Below are 20977 nucleotides of genomic sequence, written 5' to 3'. Positions count from 1 at the left end.
TCGGTAATTAAGCAGGCAAGAGTAAGCTACCTGATTTTGGGACTAAACAAATATAACGAAAAAGCCGCTTTTAGTGGTCGCTAAAATGCTTTTCGGAGTATTTTGACAGCTGAATTCTTTATGTTGTGACTGAGGGTTGGGTCATTTATAAGGAAAGTTGTAGTATAGTTGATAAACAAAAAGAGCCGCTCCTTGCAGTAAAGGGCGGCTCTTTTATGAATAGCATATACTCGGATTAGAATAATCTCAGGTGCACGACCAGGAACCAGATCAACAGGAAGATCGGCAACAGGAACGGGATAGAGTAACGCAGAATGTAACCAAAGAAAGAAGGCATTCTTACACCGGCACTCTCGGCGATCGCCTTCACCATAAAGTTCGGTCCGTTACCGATGTAAGTAAAGGCACCAAACAATACAGCTGCCAGTGAGATGGCTTCGAGTTGTATCAGGGTCTCCATACCTGCGGCCGAAGTTCCGGCAGCGAATTGTCTCACATCCTCCACATTGCTTTGCGCCAGGTCAAACTTGGCCATGGCCAGCGACAGGAAGTTAGCATAAGTTGGTGCATTGTCCAGGAAGCCGGAAAGCGAACCTGTAGCCCAGTACAGGAAGTTTGGCGTGATGTAGTTAGCGTATGCAGGAGAAGAGGCGATTTCGGCAGACAGCTGCAGGGCTGGCATCATGGTGAAGAATATACCGAAGAACAGGAACACTACTTCCAGAATCGGGTGGAAGTTGAACTGGTTACCTGCCAGGGCTTCTTTGCTCGAAAAGCGGTAGCACATAAAAGCGGCACTCAGCTGAATGATCTCGCGGATATAAGAGAACTTGTTTCCATCGTAGTAAATGTGTGGCAGTGCATCAATCACGTTCGGGTCGAGGAACACGGCACCGATGATGATCGCCAGCCAGAACAGGTTGCGGCGGCCACTAAAACTGAACTCTGTTTTGCCCGTGCTTGGCTGTGCCGGCTCAAGCTCAGCTACAATTTCATTGCCTTTGTTGCGGCTGTCTACAAAGAAGAAGAGTAGGCACAGGAGCGCAATTGACAATAGCCATGGAATGAAGAGGTGCTGCAGCGTCCAGAAGAACGGTACTCCTTTGATGAAACCGATGAACAGCGGCGGATCGCCGAGCGGTGTCAGCAGGCCACCTGCGTTACTCACAATAAAGATGAAGAATATGATCTGGTAAGGCTGCAAACGGTGCGCGTTCAGGCGCATGAACGGACGAATCAGAAGCAGGGAAGCGCCTGTGGTACCGATAAAGTTAGCCAAAACAGCGCCAACAGCCACCAAAGCAACGTTTATGAGCGGGGTAGCTTTAGCATTTACGTTTAGGTAGATACCGCCCGCCGCTATGTAGAGCGAACTGAGCAGAACGGCAAAGGTAAAGTACTCTGCAAGGGTGTGGGCAGGCATGTGCACATCGCCCAATACAAACAGATAGTAAGCCAGTACGGTGAGACCAAGTATAACTGCTATTTTCTTATAATTATGCTCCCAGAAGTGCCCGAAGAAAATGGGGCCACTGGCAATAAGTCCGATAAGAAGCAGGAATGGAATAATCAAAAAGCCAGGAATGGCCTGCTGAGCTTGCGCCAGCAAAATGTAGTTGTAAAGCATGTTAAATGTGCGGGATTAGAGTCAGGACAAAAATTTAACTGCGTTACAAAGTTACATTTTCTGGGCTAAATAGCTAACCTAATTGTTGTATAGACACTGCTAATCGGCGACTTTTCATTATAAATCTACTCCAAATGCAAGAGGTGTGGCGCACATGTGAAGGCGAGCGCAGTCGGCAAGGCACTATCAGTTGTCAGAATAATTGAGTAATTTTGGAAACTTTAAGGCAAAGGCCTAGGTTTTAATTTAAAACACTGATATCCATGTTAGAAAATAGAGAAAAAACGGTTTCGGTATACGCTGAGGCCAACCCCAACCCCGAGTCAATGAAGTTTGTGATGAACGTAGGCCTGCTGCCCGATGGTCAGAGTGTGGACTACCCAAACTTGGAGAGTGCAGCTGATTCGCCACTGGCGCAGGAGCTCTTCAACTTTGACTATGTGTCGCGTGTATTCATTGCCAGCAACTTCGTAACTGTTACCAAATCCGCTAACATCGAGTGGGTAAAGCTTATACCTGAGTTGCGTACTTTCCTGAAGTCGTATGTGGAGGCAGGCGGCCCTATCTTCGTGGAAGGCTTCCAGGCTAATAAGCCAGCCGCAAACGGCGAAGCAGGGGTAGAAGCGACTGAAGAAGATGCAGCTATCTCGAAGAAAGTAACGGACCTGCTGGAGAACTACGTGCGCCCGGCTGTAGAGCAGGACGGTGGTAATATCTCATTTAAGTCTTATAAAGACGGCGTGGTAACCGTGCACCTGCAAGGTTCCTGCAGCGGCTGCCCATCTGCTACCGTAACACTGAAGGCTGGTATCGAAAACCTGCTGAAGCGTATGGTTCCTGAAGTAAAAGAAGTTGTGGCGGACGGAGTAACTATCTAAGCCATTAACATGTATTAGCAAAAAGGGGCGGCTCCGATCGGAGCCGCCCCTTTTTGTTTCAGGGTATAGGAAAGTCTATACCTTATTGAACAAAAAACTCCCACCCCTTTTCAGAGGTGGGAGTTTTTTATTATGGTTAAGCGTGGCTTACGCCATTTTAGCAGAGGCTACCGGAGTCTTCTTCTCTCTCATGGTGTCCAGTACGATTGGCGTCGCAATGAACAGGGAAGAGTAGCTACCAGCCAGTACACCAATGATCATGGCAAGTGAGAAACCGCGCAGCACTTCGCCACCGAAGATGAACAGTACCACTACCACTACCAGCAAGGTGAGTGACGTGATCATGGTACGGCTGAAGGTGCTAATCAAAGCAGGGTTCACCAGGTCTTTGATGTGCTTGTTCGGGTTGTCGTGCATGTACTCACGCACACGGTCAAAGATTACTACGGTGTCGTTAATGGAGAAACCGATGATGGTCAGTACCGCGGCAACAAACACTTGGTCTATTTCATAAGAAATACCAATGAGCTCCAGAATAGAGAACACCGCAATGATCATGAGTGCATCGTGCAGCAAGGCAATAACACCACCCAGCGAGAACTGCCACTTGCTAAAGCGAACCATCACGTAAATAAAGATACCCGCCAGTGAAAGCAATACGGCCAACAGGGCTGTTTTCTGAATGTCGTCAGCCATGGTAGCGCCCACTTTCGACGAGCTCAGCACTTCAGGGTTCTGGTTGCTGTACTGTTCAAGTCCCTGCATCAGGGCACTCAGTACGCGCTCATCGGCCTGCGTGCTTTCGTCTTCCGCCAGCCAGCTTGTTGTCACCTTCACGCGGTTAGACGCACCGAATGTCTTCACTTCCGTGCCGGCAGACTCAAAGTTGTCCAGCAGGGCAGAGCGCAGGTCCGGCGCAGGTATAGCCTGGTCGAATTCCACTACATAAGAGCGCCCACCCTTAAAGTCAACGCCCAGGTTAGGGCCACCGTTGATAAACATGGCAACAAAGCCAAGTACGATCACGCTCAGTGAAAAAATGTAAGCAGGCTTCTTGATTTTCATCACATCGAACTTCACGTTGCGGAACATCTTGTCTGCAATCGAAGTCGAGAAAGAAAGCTTGCCACTTCTTCTAAAGCTACGCTCAACCAGGATTCTGGAGATGAACACTGATGTGAAGAACGAAGTAACAATACCGATCATCAGGGTAATGGCAAAGCCTTTTACCGGGCCAGAGCCGAAGAAGTACAGAATGAAACCTACCAGGAAAGTAGTCACGTTCGCATCCAAAATAGAGCTGAACGCCTTTTCGTAACCTTTGTTGATCACTTCCCGGATGTTAAGGCCTTTTGAGGCTTCCTCGCGCATACGCTCAAATATCAGTACGTTCGCATCCACGGCCATACCCAGCGTCAGCACGATACCGGCGATACCAGGAAGGGTGAGGGCTGCACCGAACTGCGCCAACACGCCCAGAATAAAGAACACGTTGAACAACAGGGCAAGGTCAGCGATAAAGCCGCCGCGCGCGTAGTAGGCAATCATGAAGAGGATAACCAGCACCAGACCAGCTACTGTAGAGATCAGACCCTGGTTGATGGCTTCCTGCCCCAGTGAAGGGCCAACGATGGCTTCTTCCACGATGCGGGTAGGAGCTGGCATTTTACCGGCTTTCAGGATGTTGGCAAGGTCTTTTGCTTCTTCGATAGTGAAGTTACCGGTGATAGAGGAGTTACCACCCGTAATCTCGCCCTGCACCACTGGCGCAGAGTACACGTAGTTGTCAAGCACAATGGCTACCTGGCGGCCTACGTTGTTGCCTGTCAGGTTTGCCCAGCGCTTGGCACCGGTTGGCGTCATGGTCATGTTGATCTCAGGGCGACCATTCTGATCGAAGTCCTGACGAGCGTCGTTCACGGCATCACCAGTCATGGGTGCTTTGCCGTCACGGCCTTTCTTCACAGCGTAGAACTCCACAAACTCCTGGCGGTTATCACCTACAAGAGGCTTCACGCCCCACAGGAACTTCATGTTCGGAGGGAAGATAGAACGAACATCAGGTCTAGCGAAGATCTCGTTGATCTTGGCAGTGTCGCGCACGTTGGCACCGATACCGCCCGGCATCATCGTGAACAGGCGACCCATTACACCCATTTGCTCATTCTGCAACGACTGAAGCGCATCGGCAGAGTCGGTTTGGGCAGTAGAGGCAAGTGCAGTGGTGTCGTTTGCAGCAGAAGCGGCAGTGTCGCCAGAAGTAGCGGCGGCCTGGGCGAGTACATCGTCAGCGGCGGCATCCTGTACGGCAGCTGGCGTTGTGCCGGCAGCTGCTGGAGCAGTTTGTGCGGCAGCACGGCCGATGTTCAGGCGACCGGCTTTCTCTTCTGCATCAAGATGCGTGCTCAGCTGTGTGAAGTAAGGAGAAATCTCCTCTGGTGTCCATACCTCCCAGAACTCCAGGTTGGCCATACCCTGCAGGAGCTTACGCACACGGTCAGGGTTGTCTACACCTGGCAACTCGATCTGGATACGACCGCTGCGGCCCAGGCGCTGGATGTTCGGCTGGTTCACACCGAATTTATCGACACGGGTACGCAGGATGTTGAACGAACGCTCAATGGCCTCTTCTACCTCCTGGTTTATTACGTCTACTACCTCCGCGTTGCTGGACTCGTAGCTGATTTTGCCACGGGTAACCGTGTTGGAGAAAATACGGCTCAGGCGGCCGTCTGGCTCTATCTCGCGGTAAGCTTCAGCAAACAGGTTCGGGAAACGCTCCTGGCTGTTGCGCTGCATTTCCTGGGCACGGGCAAGGGCCTTCAGGAAGTTGGGGTCTTTGCTGTTGCCGGAAAGCGACTTCACGATCTCGATTGGAGACACCTCCAACACCACGTGCATACCGCCGCGAAGGTCCAGGCCAAGGCCCAATTCGTTTTCTTTTACTTCCTGGTAGGTATACTCAGCACCGAGGAAGTTGTAAACTGGCTCTCTCCACACCGAGTCGAGGTACGACTGCTGTTTGGCGTGGTCTACGTTGCCTTGTGCGTCTGTGGCATAGGCCTCAGCGTCTTTCTGCACACTGCGGGCAACGAACGAGAATGACAGGTAGTACAGGCAGAGCGCCGATACTATCACGGTCATAATGATGATGAAATTCTTATTCCGCATGAGTTGATGGATAAAAAAAGTATAGTTGAAAGAATGGTAATACTCTGAAAATCACAGCTGTGAAACGATCTGTTAACCAAGAAAAGCTGTGCTGCTGTTCCGCTATACCTACTGTTTTGGGTATGCGCAACGGGTCAGGACCAAGGATGGGCCTGCAGGGAAAGGGTTCGCTTAGGGAGCGTTGGGTTGTATGGAAATAGGGAAGAAGCGGGCCACAAAACCAGCTCCGGGTGCCCTGGCCGCATAGGCAGGAAGCGCTTCGTCGGCAGGTATGGCAAAGGCAGGTATAGGCGTGGGCTCCAGCGCGTTCTGCTCCAGATTGAGCACCACAAAGGAGGTAGTGGCCTCCAGCGTCACCTTTTGCTTCACAACCGTTTTCTCCTGTGGCACTGTGGCCAACTGCGAGGCCGATTTGGCAGGAGCGCCTGGTACCGTGTAGGTATACGCCACTACCTCCTGCCCATTGAGCATCAGTGCCCAAAGCAGGGTAACAGTCATCAGAAGATGACGAAAGTGTGGCAATATGTTAGTGGTATTTGGCATACTAGAAAGCAAATGTAAGGCTTTCTATGAAAAATTAAAACCTGTTAGCGGTTTATATCAATAAAACGTTTAATGTCGTGCTTCTTGCCGATAAGGATCAGAATGTCAGACGGATAGATAATAGTGTCGGCCTTCGGTACGCCGATGATGTGCTCTACCTGTGTGGGTTTGCCGTCCTGTATCTCCTCAAAAAAGCGCTTAATCGTGATCATGTTGAGGTTGTACTTCTCGCGCAGCGATATTTTTGCCAGGCTTTTGTTGGCGATGCCGCGCGGTGTGTTGATCTCCACGATTTCGTAGTTGTCGGGAAGCGGCAGGAAGGTGCGGATGTTGGGCTGCAGCAGGCGCTCGGCCACTGTTTTGCCAACCTCCCCCTCCGGCGACAGGATTTCCTGTACGCCCATTTTCTCCAGAATGCGACGCTGCTGCTTGTTTGATGCGCGCGTAATAACCCGTTTGATGCCGAGCTCCTGCAGGTTGGCCGTGGCAATCAGCAGGGCCTCAAAGTCTTCGCCAATAGCCACAATGGCCGCATCCATGTCCTGCACATTTTGCGCCTCGAGGGCGCGAATGTCGGTCGCGTCCAGCGAAACAGCATAGGCCACCTCGTCTTTGATGGCATCCACGTGGTCTTCATCGTTGTCGATGGCGAGCACTTCTGCGCCGCGCTCGGCAAGTGTGCGGGCAATGGAGTTGCCAAAAATACCGAGGCCGATTACTACGAACTTGTGTCGCATTATTTTATCTTGGAGTTAAGGAAAGTGGTCAGTACCTCTAATCCGCGGTCAAACTTCTCGTTGTTCGGGATGATGATGTCCGCGTCGTTTTTGTAGGGCTTGATGTATTTCTCATACGTAGGCGCCACATGGTGCGTGTAGCGGTATAGCACGTCGTCAAGGTCGTAGCCGCGCTCCACTTTGTCGCGCACGATGCGGCGCTGCAGTTTTATGTACTCCTTGGCGTCGATGTATACCTTCAGGTCGAGCAGCTTGGCGATCTCCTCGAAGTAGAAAACAAAAATACCTTCTACTACCACGATGGGCGCCGGCTTGAACTCCAGCTGCTTTGGCACTACGTTGGGGTTGTTGAAGGTATACTCTTTGCGGTAAACGGTCTCGCCTTGGCTCAGCTTCAGGATGTCCTGTGCGTATGCCTCGTCGTCGATGCAGGAAGGGAGGTCGAAGTTGACAACCCCGTTGAGGTCGCGGGTCTGGTGCTCGCGGTCTTTGTAATAGTTGTCCTGAGAGATCAGGCAGATGTTCTCAGGTGAAAAGGACGCAAGTAGTCTATTCAAAAAAGTGGTTTTCCCTGAAGCACTACCTCCTGTAATTCCGACGATAAATGGCTTTTGCATTGGAGATTATAGTTTCAGGCTACAAAATTAGTCTTTTAAGGCCAATGTGGCTACAGCCTGCGCTAATTATTTTACCACCCAAACGCTATTGCGCCTTCAAAAATTCCACGAGCTTGCGCACGGCCTCCCCGCGGTGACTGATGGCGTTTTTCTCCTCCGGACTCATTTCGGCAAAAGTGCGGTCGTAACCCTCCGGCACGAATACCGGGTCGTAGCCGAAGCCCTTGTCGCCTTTCCATTCGGTGGTAATCTGCCCATTCACGGTTCCCTCAAACTGGTGCTCCACTCCGTCGAGATATAGCGTGATGGAGGTGCGGAAGCGGGCGCGGCGCACGTCGTGGCCCTCCAGGTTCTGAAGCAAGTGGCGAATGTTGTCGGCGTCGCTGCGCTGCGGGCCGGCATAGCGGGCCGAGTACACGCCCGGTTCGCCGCAAAGCGCGTCTACTTCCAGCCCCGTGTCGTCGGCAAAGCAGTTGACCTGGTAGTTCTCCCACACGTATTGTGCCTTCTGGCGTGAGTTGCCCTCGAGTGTGTCCTGGTCCTCAGCCAGTTCTTCGTGGCAGCCAATGTCCTCGAGGGTGAGGAGTTTATACTTGCCTTCGAGCATGCGGCTTACCTCGGCTACTTTATTGCGGTTGTTCGTGGCGAAACAGAGTTCTTTCATGGTATTAAATTGAGGACTTGAACCCCAGCTGAGTATGGTTTTGAAATTAGCACGATTCCGGAGAATAATGAGCGATGTACCGTCCCTCGGGGATACGTGCCCGGACGACTTCAGGTATAGGATCAGCCTGGTGCATTAGCCGCGGCCTGCGTTTTTCGTTCGATGTTCTTTAGCTGGTTATACCTTTGGGTGTTGGTGTTCCAGTGGTAGGCATGTATGCCTATACCTATTACGCTGTAAATAAGCAGTCGAACCACAAAGTCAGAGGAGGCAAATGTGTTGGCAAGGGAGCCGGTGTCCCAGGCTTTGAGCGCGTCCCATACCTGGAATAGCTTTGACAGGAAGCCTACTAGCCCGCCCCACAGCAAGCCGCGCGTAAGAATGTAGCGCCACTGGCCGCGCTCTTTTGTTTTGGCCCAGTTTCCGATGAATCGTGTCTCTGCTTTGTTTAACCGCATAGGGTAAGTTTAAGGTATAGGCTTTCTTATTCAAAAAGCGCTCAAACGTTTTTAGTGCAGGTAAGCCGCCACTTCGTTTGCCTGCAGTACCACATCCACGCGCTCGCGCAGGGTAGTGGCCAGCGAGTAGCCTGTGTAAGTAGCCGATACCGGGAACAAGGTATGGTGGCGGTTCACCAGCGTGGCGATCTCCACTTTCTTGGGGTTCTGCGGCAGCAGGGCGTTCAAGGTATAGGCCAGCGTTTTGCCCGTGTTCAGGACATCATCCACGATAATGACCACGGTGTTTTCAAGCGGTGCATTTTCGGGCGTGATGGCGACCGGCGTTTGAAGCGGGGCAGTTTTGTCCAGGCTAACCTGCAGGAGCGTTACCTTGATGGGTGAAATTTTCTCCAGTTCAGCGGCCAGCATACCGGCCAGGGTATAGCCGTTTCGGTGGATACCTGCCAGCACAAGTGTCTGTTCCTCAAAGTTCTGCTCGTATACCTCGTAAGCCATGCGGGTAATCTTCTGTTGTATCTGGTTCTGGTCGAGTATCAGGTTTTGCTGTGGGTGTGTCATGTAGGTGTCGGTATAAGGTATAGCGCTGTGGCTGAGACAAATTTAAAGAATTATCGCAAGCTGCAGCACCCCGCGGTAAATGTTAAAATAATTTGGTTAGTAGCGTTTTAATTTCAAAAATACTTGCTAAATTTGCAGTCCGATTCAGAAATTAAGGTTAATTAACGTTTATAATAATGAAAAAAGGCATTCACCCAGAATACAGAGAGGTGGTTTTCCAGGATATGACGAGTGATTTCAAATTCATCACCCGTTCTACGATGAACTCTAGCGAGACAATCACAATGGAAGACGGCAAAGAATATCCAGTAATCAAAGTGGAAGTTTCTTCTGCGTCGCACCCTTTCTACACTGGCAAAAACATCTTCGTGGATACTGCGGGTCGTGTGGAGCGTTTCAACACACGTTACAAGAAAAAATAGTCAGGTATATTATCTGGTTAAAACGTTTGAAAAGTCTTCCCGAGAAATCGGGAAGACTTTTCTATTTTTATCCCCCTGAGGACGTGCTCGGTCTCAACTGGTTTAGCCTCGCTTCCCTATGTATAGTGCATGGCGATTGAGAGAAAGAATCCGGAGCAACAGCATACAGCCGCAAAGCTAGTCAATAGGTCAGTTGCCATCTTCAAAGGACACAACCTGATGGCCAACTTGGTTTATTAACGCCAAAAGCAAATAGAAACACCTGCCACTATGAAAAAAACGAATACCTTCTTCCTGCCAGCTATTATAGGATTCAGCCTCTTCCTGCCCTCATGCAGCCATCCCGAGGAAGTTATACCTGCGCCTGAGCCGCTCGACAAAACAGTGGTGTTTCAGGTATACGGTCAGCAGGATTTCTCTTACAGCCAGTTTGGCGAGGAGAAAGTCACGGTTGAGCTGGTGATCAGCCGCATGAACAAAGACGTGGCTGATGCCGCCGTGCAAGTGGTATTCGACAGTACCTTCACGATGGCCCTGAAGGATATACCTGTGCGGGCAAACAGGCTATACATCCGTAAAACCATACCTGCGGTGCTCGATTCAAAAGAAGAAGTGCATATCGGCACGGGCTATACCTACAGGCAGAGCTCCTTTGGGAAGAACCAGACCTTCCCTGCCGGGCAGCAGGAAAAGCAGGTGGAGCTCATCATTTATTAGCAAAAAGATTATACCCAATAAACCCCATGTTCCTGAACTATTTCAGGAAGACTTTTTATTTTTGTAGCTATGAACATCATTCTCTTCGATGAACCGGTAATTCGACAGTCGCTGTTGCCGCTGACTTTCACCAGGCCGGTGGCCTGTATACGGGTAGGTATTATGACGATTGCCGAAAAGTGGCAGACCTACGCGGGCGCAACCGTGTCGTACCTCACCCAAACTTATCTGCAGCACAAGTACCCGGCCAACTACGACACGCATAATGTGTTTGTGAATGGCGCCGTTTGCCCTGATGAAAGACTGGTGGAGCAGGTGAAATCCCTTAAAGTAGGGGAGGGGCTGTACTGCGAGGGTCTGCTGATCGCCCTGAACGCCGACAACCTGGACCTGCACGATGCGGCGGATCTGGTGATGCATTCCTCCTCTAAGCGGATTGAGTGCATGCCCCAGAACATTATCCGGGAGGTATGGGAGATCTTCGTGCAGAACGGCAACCAGATCCGCAGCGACTTCAAGGTGCTGACGGAAGGCCGTAAAAGCCAACCCATCGGCGACAGGTATACCATGGTGTATGCCGAAGAGAATATCTTTATCGAAGAAGGAGTGAAGATACGGGCGGCTATCCTGAATGCAGAAAATGGCCCTATCTACATTGGTAAGAATGCACAGATACACGAAGGCGCCATCATTAAAGGGCCGTTTGCCATCTGCGAAGGAAGCAATGTGAACGTGGGCGGCAAAATGCGCGGCGACGTAACCATCGGGCCCTTCTGCAAAGTGGGCGGCGAGGTGGCTGCTTCCGTTATCTTTGGCTATACCAACAAAGGCCACGAAGGATACCTGGGCAACTCCGTGCTGGGCGAGTGGTGCAACCTGGGCGCCGACACCAATACTTCGAACCTGAAGAACAACTACGCAGAAGTGAAGATCTGGAACTATGCCAAAGGCGGTTTCAGGAGCACCGGCCAACAGTTCTGTGGCCTCATCATGGGCGACCACAGCAAAAGCGGCATCAATACCATGTTCAACACGGGCACAGTGGTAGGCGTGAGCGCCAATATTTTTGGGGCCGGCTACCCACGCAATTTCATTCCTTCGTTTGCCTGGGGCGGAGCCTCTGGTTTCGAGACGTTTCAGTTGCGCAAAGCCGATGAAGTAGCCGAAAAAGTGATGGACCGCCGCAGCATACCTTACAACGAAATAGAGCGTGCCATCATGGCAGTCATTTTCGAGCAAACCCAACAATACCGTGTGTGGGATAGGAAAGCTTAATTGTTGGTTGTTAATTGCTGATTGTTGCGTGGGTGATTGGGAATTGTCGTCAGGATAAATATCAACAGCCGAACATTTCAGCAAAAAGCAAATCATTAGTAATCAATTAACAATCAACTATTAGCAATTAACATTTAACAATTCGAAATTTGCATTTCTCTCAAATCATAGGGCATCAGGAAACGAAGAACCTGCTCATTAACTCGGTGCGGCAGAATCATGTGGCGCATGCGCAGCTGTTTCTGGGGCAGGAGGGGAGTGCCAATCTGGCGCTGGCACTAGCCTATGCGACCTACATCAACTGCGAGGACCGTAGGCCTGATGATTCATGTGGAACGTGCAACAGCTGCGTGAAAATGAACAAACTGGTGCACCCCGACTTCAATTTTGTGATGCCGGTGACGAGTACCAAGTCGGTGACCAAGGATGTACTGAGCCAGAAGTTCCTGAGCGAGTGGCGCGAGTTTGTGCTGGCCAACCCATACCAGGGGCTGAACGAGTGGATGCAGCACATCGGAGCCGAGAACAAGCAGGGCAATATCTCGAAAGAAGAAAGCCGGCAACTCGTAAAGCTGGTTTCCCTGAAGGCGTTTGAGGGCGATTACAAGATCGTGCTGATCTGGCTGCCGGAACTGATGCACCCCTTCGCGGCAAACGCTCTGCTCAAGTTGCTGGAAGAGCCACCGGCTAAAACGCTCTTTTTGCTCGTTTCGCAATCCGCTGAAAAGCTGCTGGCCACCATTACCTCGCGTACCCAGATTGTGCAGGTGCGGGCCTTTACTGAACATGAGGTGATCGCTTATCTGCAGGAAAAGCACGGGCTGGACGATACCGCCGCTTACCAGGTGGCGCAATTGGCAGAAGGCAGTTTAAATGCCGCCACTAAGCTCACCAGCGAGGTCAGCAGCGATTACTTTACCTTTTTTACCGACTGGATGCGCAATTGCTACAGCTTCAAGTTCGACAAGGTGGTAGATGCCAGTGAGGACTTCCAGAAGCTGGGCCGCGAGAACCAGAAGAACTTTTTGCTCTACGCGCTCAACCTGTTCCGTAAAGTCATATTGTACGGTGTGGACCAGGCGCTGATAGCTTACCTGCCCCCCAATGAGCTTGACTTCGTGCAGAAGTTCTCCAAGCTGATCACAGAAAACAACGCCGATAAACTAACGCAGGAACTGAACGAGGCACACTACCACATAGAGCGAAATGCCAATCCAAAAATGGTGTTCGTGGACAGCTCAATCCAGATTGCCCAGTACCTGCGCAATGCCAGTTAAGAAGAAAATATCATGGAAAATAATACAATAGTAAAAACCATCCGAATTGGTACACGAGGCAGTAAGCTGGCCCTTTGGCAGGCAAACGCCGTGGCCGACAAACTGCAGGCCGCCGGCCTCGGTACCGAAATTGTGATCATCAGCACCAAAGGCGATCAGATACTGGACCGCTCGCTCGACAAACTGGGCTCGAAAGGCGTGTTTACCGAGGAGTTAGAAATTGGCCTGCGCGAAGGCGACATCGAAATTGCCGTGCACAGCGCCAAAGATGTGCAGTCGTCTATACCTGAGGATCTGGAACTGGTAGCCTTTATGGAGCGCGAAGTGGTGAATGACGTCGTGCTGTCTTTTAACCCGGACTTTAAACTTGAGCGCGACAGCCGCGCGATGGTGGGCACCTCATCAACCCGTCGCAAGGCGCTGCTCCGCAAATACTACCCGAACGTAATCACCGCCGAGTCGCGCGGCAACCTGCAGACCCGCCTGCAGAAACTGAAAGAAGGTCCTTTCGAAGCGCTAATACTGGCCTACGCCGGTGTAGTGCGAATGGGCTACGACGATTTGATCGTGCATACCTTTCCGGATGACGAGTTTATACCTGCCGCCGGTCAGGGTAGCGTGGCCGTGGAGTGCGCCCGTAACCTGGACCCGGAGCTGAAGCAGTTGCTCAAAGATGCGATTGACCATGCCGACACCCATGTGTGCCTGGTAGCAGAGCGTGCCTTCCTGCGCACCATGGAGGGCGGCTGCAGCATCCCATCGTTTGCGCTGGCTAAACTGACAGCCGAAGGAAACGTGCGCATTCAAGGCGGCATTGTGAGCCTCGACGGACAGCAGCACCTTTCAGAAATCTTTGAGGGCAATAGAGACGAGGCAGAAGCCTTGGGTGTGAAGCTGGCCGAAACGATCCTGCGCCAGGGAGGCGACCAGATACTCCGTGAAATCAGATCGGAACGCGGAGAATAAGCATTAAACACAAAAAGATACCAGACAATCGAAAAGGGGCCATCTGCGCAAAGCGGACAGCCCCTTTTCTATTTTATCTGCACTTATACCTATACCTCGGCTTCGAGGTGGGTGCTGTCTACAGGCTTCGGTGTGAGCGGTTGCTTTGCCCCGGAGCGTGCATAGGCCAGAAAAGCCTGCATCTCGCTTTTAACCACCGGAGCCAGCATAAACAGACCGATCAGGTTCGGTATACTCATGGCAAACAGCATGGCATCAGAAAAGGCAACCACACTGATCAGCTGAACCGGAGCGCCCAGCACAACAAAAGCGCAGAAAAGAACTTTGAATGAAATTTTAGATGATTGGGAGTTGCCAAACAGGTAGGTCCAGGACTTGAGGCCGTAGTAAGACCAGGTGATCATGGTGGAGAAGGCAAACAGGATGACGGCAGCGGCCAGCACCAGCGGGAACCAGTTGATGACGGTGGCAAAAGCAGAAGAAGTAAGCGCAATGCCATCTCCTGTGTCCTGGGTATAAGCGCCTGTCACGACAATAACGAGAGCTGTCATGGTGCAGACGATCACCGTATCGATGAAGGGTTCCAGGGAGGCCACGAAGCCTTCGGTTACGGGCATGTTGGTCTTCACGGCAGAGTGGGCAATGGAGGCAGAGCCTATACCGGCTTCATTCGAGAAAATGCCACGGCGCAAGCCCTGAATCATCACGCCAACCAAACCGCCGCCAAGGGCCGTTGTGCTAAAGGCTCCCTCTATTATTGCCCCAAAGGCGGCCGGTATCTGCGAAAAGTTAACCGTCAAAACCAGGATGCCCGCCGCGATGTAAATGCCGCACATCAGGGGCACTACTTTTTCGGTAACCCGGGCAATGCTCTTCACGCCTCCTAAAATAACCAGGCCCACCAGCACAGCCATGATCAGGCCGAAAAGCCAGGCGTTGCCACCTCCGAAAAAAGAAGCCTCCGCGCCGCCTGTAACGGTAATGAACTGCTGTGTGGCCTGGTTGATCTGGAACATGTTACCGGCTCCGAGAGCCCCGCCTATGCACATCACCGCAAAGAACGCAGCCAGAAACTTGCCCAGGCCTTTTGCGCCCCGTTCAGCCAGTCCTTTTTTAAGGTAGTGCATTGGCCCACCTGACACCGTGCCGTCGGCGTGCACATCGCGGTACTTCACCCCCAAGGTGCACGACACAAACTTGGTCGACATGCCCAGCAGGCCAGCCATGATCATCCAGAACGTAGCCCCCGGTCCGCCCAGCGAGATGGCAATGGCCACACCCGCAATGTTGCCGAGACCCACCGTGCCCGACACAGCCGCCGTTAGTGCCTGAAAATGCGAAAGCTCGCCCGGCGCGCCAGGTTGGTTATACTTGCCGCGCACAATATCAAGCGCATATTTAAAGCCCCTGATGTTGATGAAGCCCAGGTATACGGTAAAGAAAAGCGCCCCTGCCAGCAGCCAGACCAGGATAAGCGGTATACCTGCTCCTGCTATGGGCACTTCATAAAAAATGATATCGGAGATGAACTGCGCAGTGGGCGCAACGGCCGCCTCAATTTTTTCGTCGATGGTAGGTTGCAGGTCCTGGGCCTGTACACTGCCCAGAACAGGTAGGCCAAGGCTTGCTGTAAGTAGTACTTTTTTCATCAAATAGGGGTAGGTAAGTTTAGTCGGTCAGCTTTAATATAATTTTATTAGACGGAAATAGGAAATTTACATTTAAATTGCTTCTGCAGGTACAGCGCAAAATTCCTAAAGTGCAAATTGTTACTTCTGCAAAAGCGGGCTTTACTTGTAGCGCCTCTTCTCTATACGTATCCAGCAAAATAGGAGAATTTGCATGAGTCCGGAGAAAATGACACCAAAGCATGAATAGGAACTATAAAGGCTTAAATTTGATACCCATACACAATTTTAAACCGATAACCTTTCGCTTGAACATGAACCTGCTTAAAGTAATGGCCACTTTTGTGATGCTGTTGGTGCTTTGCCCCATGGCCACGGTGGCACAAAAGGCACCCAAAGGAAAAGATCAGCTTGTAACCATCTCCACCCCACACGGCGACATGAAACTGGTGCTCTACGACGACACGCCGCTGCACAAAGAAAACTTCCTGAAACTGACGCGTGAAGGATTCTACAACGGGACTACATTCCACCGGGTAATCGACGGTTTTATGATACAGGGCGGTGACCCGAACTCCAGGGATGACGACCCGCGCAACGACGGCTCAGGCAACCCCGGCTATACCATTCCGGCCGAGATAAAGCCAAAATACAAGCACGTGCGCGGCGCATTGGCTGCTGCCCGCATGAGCGACCAGGTAAACCCGAAGAAGGAGTCTAGCGGCTCACAGTTCTACATCGTGGAAAACCACCAGGGCACCCCCCAGCTAGACGAAGCCTACACCGTGTTCGGGCAGGTGATCGACGGCCTGGATGTGATCGATAAAATAGCCAGCCAGGCTGTGGACGGCCGCAACCGCCCCCTGTCGGATGTGAAGATGACGGTGCAGGTAGAGGAGATGAAGAAGAAAAAGATAGCAAAGAAGTACCGCTATACCTACCCGCAGGCCGAGTAACGCTTATCAAACCGACAACATTGCGCCTCTGATTGACTGCTATACCTGAGCAGTGCACTTTGGAGAAGTGACCACGCACTTACAACTGAAAGAAGATCACCGCTCTGCTTTATACAGGGCAGGAAGTATTTTGAAGCATATTGATTACACCCCGAGAATAGAAATGAAAAAAATATTAATAACAGGCTCTAATGGCCTGCTGGGCCAGAAATTGGTCGCTTTGCTGCTACCCCGCACCGATGTAGAATTGCTGGCGACCAGCCGTGGCGAAAACAAACTAGCCGAGATCTTCCCGACACTGGCCTTTGCCTCCATGGACGTGACTAACCGCTCGCAAGTAGAGCGTGTAGTGGCCGATTTTAAACCCACCCACCTGATCCATACCGCTGCCATGACCAACGTGGACCAGTGTGAGACAGACCGCGAAGGCGCCCTGAAACTCAACCGCGATGCCGTGGCCTATGTGGTGGAAGCCTGCGAAAAGCATGATGTGCACCTCGTTCACCTCTCCACCGACTTTATTTTCGACGGAGAAGACGGCCCCTATGACGAAGAGGCAACAGGCAACCCGATCAGTTTTTATGGTGAAACGAAGTTGATGGCCGAAGAAATTGTGAAGCAGGCGAAGTGCAAATGGGCCATTCTGCGCACGGTGCTGGTATACGGCGTGGTGCACGACTATGGCCGTACGAACATTGTGCTGTGGGTGCGCGACAGTTTGCGGGCAGGCAAGGTGATCAAGGTGGTAACTGACCAGTTCCGTACACCCACGCTGGCCGAAGACCTGGCCATGGGCTGCTGGCTGGCTGTGCAGCACGATGCTGAAGGTATTTACAACATCTCGGGGAAGGAAATGTACACGCCTTACGACATGGCCATGCTTGTAGCCGACTACTTCCAACTCGACAAATCGCTTATCGACAAGGCCGATGCCAGCACCTTTTCACAACCGGCCAAACGCCCACCGCGCACTGGCTTTATCATCACCAAAGCTGAAAAGAAACTTGGCTACAAACCCCACACCTTTGAGGAGGGCATTGCCATGGTGGCAGAACAGGCTGATATGTATTAAAAATATTGAATTTACTATGGTGCAATCAGAACCATTGTTTAAATTGTAAGCTTTAAATCCTGATTATCCGTGCCTTTACACTAAACCAACTAATCTAAACTAACCAACCTTTACCCTTTTTATGAGTGCTAACAAAGAATCTTGGGGCTCCCGGGTGGGTCTCATTCTGGCCATGGCCGGCAACGCGGTGGGCCTGGGAAACTTCCTCCGTTTCCCGGTGCAGGCGGTGCAGAACGGCGGTGGCGCCTTCATTATCCCCTACCTGGTCTGCTTTCTGGTGATGGGTATTCCGCTCCTCTGGATCGAGTGGTCCATGGGGCGCTTCGGTGGCAAGTTCGGGCACCACTCCACGCCCTTTATCGTGGACACCATGCACCGCAACCGCCTCTGGAAGTACATCGGTGTGTTTGGCATCTGGACCAACATTGCGGTAGCCTCTTACTACTGCTACCTCGAGTCCTGGACGCTTTCCTACGTTTTCCACTCGCTGGCGGGCACCTTCTCCGGGCTTGACCAAAACGGGGTATCTGCTTTTTTTGACGAGTATGTAAGCCTGGGAGACTCTACTTTCGGGATTCCTTACGAGCCTATCCTCTTCTTCGTCATCTGTTTGCTGCTCAACACCTGGATCCTGTCGCAAGGCCTGGCCAAAGGGGTGGAGCGTGTGGCCAAAATCGGTATGCCGCTTTTGATTCTCTTCGGTATGTTCTTGGCTTACAAAGGCTTCACCATTACAGCCGGCGAAAACGGCGCCATTAACGACAGCTCGGTTGGCCTTAACTTCCTCTGGACGCCCAATTTCGATGAGCTTTGGTCGCCTACAGTATGGCTGGCTGCCGCCGGTCAGATTTTCTTTACCCTGTCGGTAGGTATGGGTACCATCCATTGCTATGCTTCCTATGTGCGCTCCAAAGACGACATTGCCCTCAACGCCATGTCAGCCGGTTGGATGAACGAGTTTGTGGAAGTGGTGCTGGGTGCCTCTATCCTGATCCCGATCTCGATCGGCTACCTGGGTATAGATGGCGTGGTGAACCTGGTAAATAGCCAGGGCGGCCTGGGTCTGGGCTTCCGTACTTTGCCATACCTGTTCTACCAGTGGGGCGATGTGCTGGGTGCCGTTGCCGGTGTGATGTGGTTTGGCCTGTTGTTCTTTGCCGGTATCACCTCGTCGCTGGCCATGGGTACGCCCTGGATGGGCTTCCTGCAGGACGAGTTTAACTGGCGCCGCAGACCAGCCGCCTGGTCTTTTGGCCTGATCGTGCTCTTGCTCGGTATGCCGACCGTATTATTCTTTGAGTATGGGGTGTTCGACGAGTACGACTACTGGGCGGGCACCGTGTCACTGGTGGTGTTTGCCTTGTTTGAGTCTATCCTGTTTGCCTGGGTATTTGGCATGAACAAGGGCTGGAGAGAGATTACCTCCGGTGCCGATATCAAAGTGCCGGGCATTTACAAGTTCATTATCAAGTTCATCACTCCGCTGCTGTTGCTGTGGGTGTTCATCGGCTCGCTTATTACACCAAAGGGCGGCGACTGGGCAGGTGCCTTCCGCAATGGCTGGGTACTCGACGACGGCTCGATCATCAGCAAGATTAAGAACACGAGCCTGAAGCGCCAACTGGCCGAAGCCACCGATCCGGCCGTGATTGAGCAGTTGCAGGACACCTTGTTCTTTGTAAATGCCTCGCGCATACTGCTGGTGGCCATGTTCCTGAGCATTGCGGTGCTGGTGTACATGGCGTATAAAAAAAGAGTTAGAGAAGGAAGAATTTAGGAAACTATGAATACATCTGCACTTGTTGTGATGCTCGGTACTATGCTGTTAGTAACTGGCGTAACGTTATACTTTTTTTACAGGGTGCTGAACACACCTCCCAAACCGGAGCCCGACTCTTTTCTCGACAACGACGACGAGATAGAGCGGCAGGCACCGCGGGCTTGATCGATTTATGAAAAAACTGAGGTACTGGATCAGACGCAACTTTGGCTTTTCGCAGCGCGAGGTAAACGGATTTCTGGTACTGATAGGAGCCATGGTGCTGCTAACGGCAGCACCATGGCTGTTTAAAAGGATTTCTGAACCTGAAGCAGACACCTTTGGCAGCACCGCGGACAGGCAACTGCTCGACAGCCTGGTGGCGCAGCTCGAGGCCAGGCAGCCCGAACCGACCAATAGGAGGCAGGTATACAAACTGCCCTTGGCCCTGCAGCCCTTTAACCCCAACCACCTGACCGAAGCGCAATGGCAGGAACTGGGTATGCCCAAATACATGGCGCAGCGCATTCTCAACTACCGCAACAAAGTCGGTGACTTCACTTACAAGGCACAGCTCGGCACCATTTATGGCCTGCCCGATTCTGTTTTTCAGCAACTGTACCCCTACATCCAGCTCCCCGAAACCAAACCTGACAGGTATAAGCGCAACCAAGGTATAGCCGCCAACGCACGCACGGTGCCCAACCCGAACTGGGCTAACAATGCCCGCCCACGGGAGCGATTTATCCTGGCCCCATTCAACATCAACACCGCCGATACCACCGCCTTAAAGCAGATCAGGGGCATCGGTAGCAAGCTATCGGCCCGGATCGTGAAGTACCGCAGCGGCTTGGGTGGTTTCCACAGCATGGCCCAGGTCCAGGAGGTATACGGACTGCCGCCAGCCGTGGTCGATAGCCTGCACAAGTACACTTTTGTGCCAAAAAACAATACCCTACAGCGATTGTCACTTAACCAAGCACAGGCAGATGAACTGAAGGCCCATCCCTACATCAGTTCTAATGTGGCGCGTGCCATCGTGGCCTACCGCGAGCAGCACGGCGAGTTTAAGCGGGTGGAGGATATCCGGCAGATCAAGATTGTGACGGCCGAGCTGTTCGACAAGATCAGCCCTTATCTGGAGCTATAGGTATAGCGTTTTACCTTTCAATGGCTCTGATCAACCGCTCCGCCTTCTCCAGTGCCTGCCGCTCGCTTTTGAAGGACAGCAAAGCTTTGGCTGCCTGCAGATCCACCCAACGGGCTTCGTTCACCTCCCAGTCGTGCTGGCCTATGTCGCCGGACTGGTAAGCAAGCAGAAAGAAGTGCACAAACTTGTGGAAGCGCACGCGTTGACCGGATCTGGTGCCCACATACCAGTATTCTATCGTATCTATCTTTTCTATTAGCCGAGCTGTCACGCCGGTTTCTTCGCGCACCTCGCGCAGGGCGGTTGTCTCAGGTGCTTCGCCGGGGTCAACTATACCTTTGGGCAATTGCCAGCGTGCGGGCTCACCCACCGAGATCAGCGCTACTTCTATACCTGAAGCCCCTCGGTGAAAGACCACGCCACCAGACGAAACCTGCTCGAGCGTAGGTATAGCCGGTCTGGGAGTTTCTTCTTTCATCGCCATTTCTCAGGTATAGCA

The 20977-nt window shown here is 52.0% G+C and carries 21 protein-coding genes; 11 read left to right on the top strand and 10 right to left on the bottom strand.

The genetic code is table 11. The features are described 5' to 3' along the window. Positions 1 to 235: 235 nt before the first annotated feature. A complete protein-coding gene (locus BD749_RS08715) occupies positions 236 to 1627 on the bottom strand; it encodes a sodium:proton antiporter (protein ID WP_101444008.1) in 1392 nt (463 codons plus the stop codon). 263 nt (positions 1628 to 1890) lie between these two features. Between BD749_RS08715 and BD749_RS08710 the strand changes: the two genes are divergently transcribed. Beyond that, the gene (locus tag BD749_RS08710; RefSeq protein WP_101444007.1) at positions 1891 to 2505 is read left to right on the top strand and encodes a NifU family protein; all 615 of its coding nucleotides are present in this window, start codon (positions 1891 to 1893) and stop codon (positions 2503 to 2505) included. A 147-nt stretch (positions 2506 to 2652) separates the two neighbouring features. On the opposite strand, the gene secDF is transcribed toward BD749_RS08710, so the two are convergent. The 7 genes from secDF to BD749_RS08675 form a co-directional block, all read right to left on the bottom strand. Next, complete coding sequence (gene secDF / locus BD749_RS08705) at positions 2653 to 5676, bottom strand: protein translocase subunit SecDF (RefSeq protein WP_101444006.1); 3024 nt, start codon at positions 5674 to 5676, stop codon at positions 2653 to 2655. Positions 5677 to 5847: 171 nt separating this feature from the next. After that, positions 5848 to 6174: an RNA methyltransferase gene (locus BD749_RS08700; protein ID WP_180336358.1), complete on the bottom strand. Its 327-nt coding sequence runs from the start codon at positions 6172 to 6174 to the stop codon at positions 5848 to 5850. Positions 6175 to 6263: 89 nt separating this feature from the next. After that, entirely contained in the window at positions 6264 to 6956 is a 693-nt protein-coding gene (locus BD749_RS08695) for a potassium channel family protein (protein WP_101444005.1), read from the bottom strand. Then, the gene (udk, locus tag BD749_RS08690) at positions 6956 to 7573 is read right to left on the bottom strand and encodes a uridine kinase (protein WP_101444004.1); all 618 of its coding nucleotides are present in this window, start codon (positions 7571 to 7573) and stop codon (positions 6956 to 6958) included. Before udk ends, BD749_RS08695 begins: the two co-directional genes overlap by 1 nt. Positions 7574 to 7658: 85 nt before the next feature. Then, complete coding sequence (locus BD749_RS08685) at positions 7659 to 8237, bottom strand: non-canonical purine NTP diphosphatase (RefSeq protein WP_101444003.1); 579 nt, start codon at positions 8235 to 8237, stop codon at positions 7659 to 7661. A 122-nt stretch (positions 8238 to 8359) separates the two neighbouring features. Then, positions 8360 to 8695 carry a hypothetical protein gene (locus tag BD749_RS08680; RefSeq protein ID WP_101444002.1) on the bottom strand — a complete coding sequence of 112 codons (336 nt, stop codon included), beginning with the start codon at positions 8693 to 8695 and terminating at the stop codon, positions 8360 to 8362. A gap of 51 nt (positions 8696 to 8746) precedes the next feature. Next, positions 8747 to 9256 carry a phosphoribosyltransferase family protein gene (locus tag BD749_RS08675; RefSeq protein ID WP_101444001.1) on the bottom strand — a complete coding sequence of 170 codons (510 nt, stop codon included), beginning with the start codon at positions 9254 to 9256 and terminating at the stop codon, positions 8747 to 8749. Between the two features lie 176 nt (positions 9257 to 9432). Here BD749_RS08675 and BD749_RS08670 point away from each other — a divergent pair, with 176 nt between their 5' ends. The 5 genes from BD749_RS08670 to hemC all read left to right on the top strand — a co-directional run bounded on the left by BD749_RS08670 (position 9433) and on the right by hemC (position 13913). Continuing rightward, the gene (locus tag BD749_RS08670) at positions 9433 to 9678 is read left to right on the top strand and encodes a type B 50S ribosomal protein L31 (RefSeq protein ID WP_101444000.1); all 246 of its coding nucleotides are present in this window, start codon (positions 9433 to 9435) and stop codon (positions 9676 to 9678) included. A 270-nt stretch (positions 9679 to 9948) separates the two neighbouring features. After that, the gene (locus BD749_RS08665; RefSeq protein WP_101443999.1) at positions 9949 to 10395 is read left to right on the top strand and encodes a hypothetical protein; all 447 of its coding nucleotides are present in this window, start codon (positions 9949 to 9951) and stop codon (positions 10393 to 10395) included. Between the two features lie 69 nt (positions 10396 to 10464). Next, positions 10465 to 11670 carry a GlmU family protein gene (locus BD749_RS08660; RefSeq protein ID WP_101443998.1) on the top strand — a complete coding sequence of 402 codons (1206 nt, stop codon included), beginning with the start codon at positions 10465 to 10467 and terminating at the stop codon, positions 11668 to 11670. 149 nt (positions 11671 to 11819) lie between these two features. Further along, positions 11820 to 12947: a DNA polymerase III subunit gene (locus tag BD749_RS08655; protein ID WP_101443997.1), complete on the top strand. Its 1128-nt coding sequence runs from the start codon at positions 11820 to 11822 to the stop codon at positions 12945 to 12947. A 12-nt stretch (positions 12948 to 12959) separates the two neighbouring features. Continuing rightward, positions 12960 to 13913, top strand: a complete 954-nt coding sequence (hemC, locus tag BD749_RS08650) for a hydroxymethylbilane synthase (RefSeq protein WP_101443996.1) — start codon at positions 12960 to 12962, stop codon at positions 13911 to 13913. 89 nt (positions 13914 to 14002) lie between these two features. Here hemC and BD749_RS08645 read toward each other — a convergent pair whose 3' ends face one another. Further along, entirely contained in the window at positions 14003 to 15562 is a 1560-nt protein-coding gene (locus BD749_RS08645; RefSeq protein WP_101443995.1) for an alanine/glycine:cation symporter family protein, read from the bottom strand. Between the two features lie 293 nt (positions 15563 to 15855). Here BD749_RS08645 and BD749_RS08640 point away from each other — a divergent pair, with 293 nt between their 5' ends. The 5 genes from BD749_RS08640 to BD749_RS08625 all read left to right on the top strand — a co-directional run bounded on the left by BD749_RS08640 (position 15856) and on the right by BD749_RS08625 (position 20478). Next, positions 15856 to 16497: a peptidylprolyl isomerase gene (locus BD749_RS08640; RefSeq protein WP_180336357.1), complete on the top strand. Its 642-nt coding sequence runs from the start codon at positions 15856 to 15858 to the stop codon at positions 16495 to 16497. 163 nt (positions 16498 to 16660) lie between these two features. Beyond that, positions 16661 to 17569: an SDR family oxidoreductase gene (locus BD749_RS08635; RefSeq protein ID WP_101443994.1), complete on the top strand. Its 909-nt coding sequence runs from the start codon at positions 16661 to 16663 to the stop codon at positions 17567 to 17569. Positions 17570 to 17690: 121 nt separating this feature from the next. Continuing rightward, on the top strand, positions 17691 to 19346 hold the full coding sequence (locus BD749_RS08630; protein ID WP_101443993.1) for a sodium-dependent transporter: 1656 nt from the start codon (positions 17691 to 17693) through the stop codon (positions 19344 to 19346). A gap of 6 nt (positions 19347 to 19352) precedes the next feature. After that, positions 19353 to 19514, top strand: coding sequence for a hypothetical protein (locus BD749_RS19365; RefSeq protein ID WP_180336356.1), 162 nt, complete (start codon positions 19353 to 19355; stop codon positions 19512 to 19514). Between the two features lie 7 nt (positions 19515 to 19521). Next, positions 19522 to 20478, top strand: a complete 957-nt coding sequence (locus BD749_RS08625; RefSeq protein WP_101443992.1) for a ComEA family DNA-binding protein — start codon at positions 19522 to 19524, stop codon at positions 20476 to 20478. Positions 20479 to 20488: 10 nt separating this feature from the next. Here BD749_RS08625 and BD749_RS08620 read toward each other — a convergent pair whose 3' ends face one another. Further along, entirely contained in the window at positions 20489 to 20956 is a 468-nt protein-coding gene (locus BD749_RS08620; RefSeq protein WP_101443991.1) for an NUDIX hydrolase, read from the bottom strand. Positions 20957 to 20977: the final 21 nt, after the last annotated feature.

Origin of the sequence: Pontibacter ramchanderi, assembly GCF_002846395.1 — a bacterium.
Classification (GTDB): domain Bacteria; phylum Bacteroidota; class Bacteroidia; order Cytophagales; family Hymenobacteraceae; genus Pontibacter; species Pontibacter ramchanderi.
Note: the sequence above shows the minus strand (reverse complement) of the source record. Positions and strands in the feature narration are given on the sequence as shown.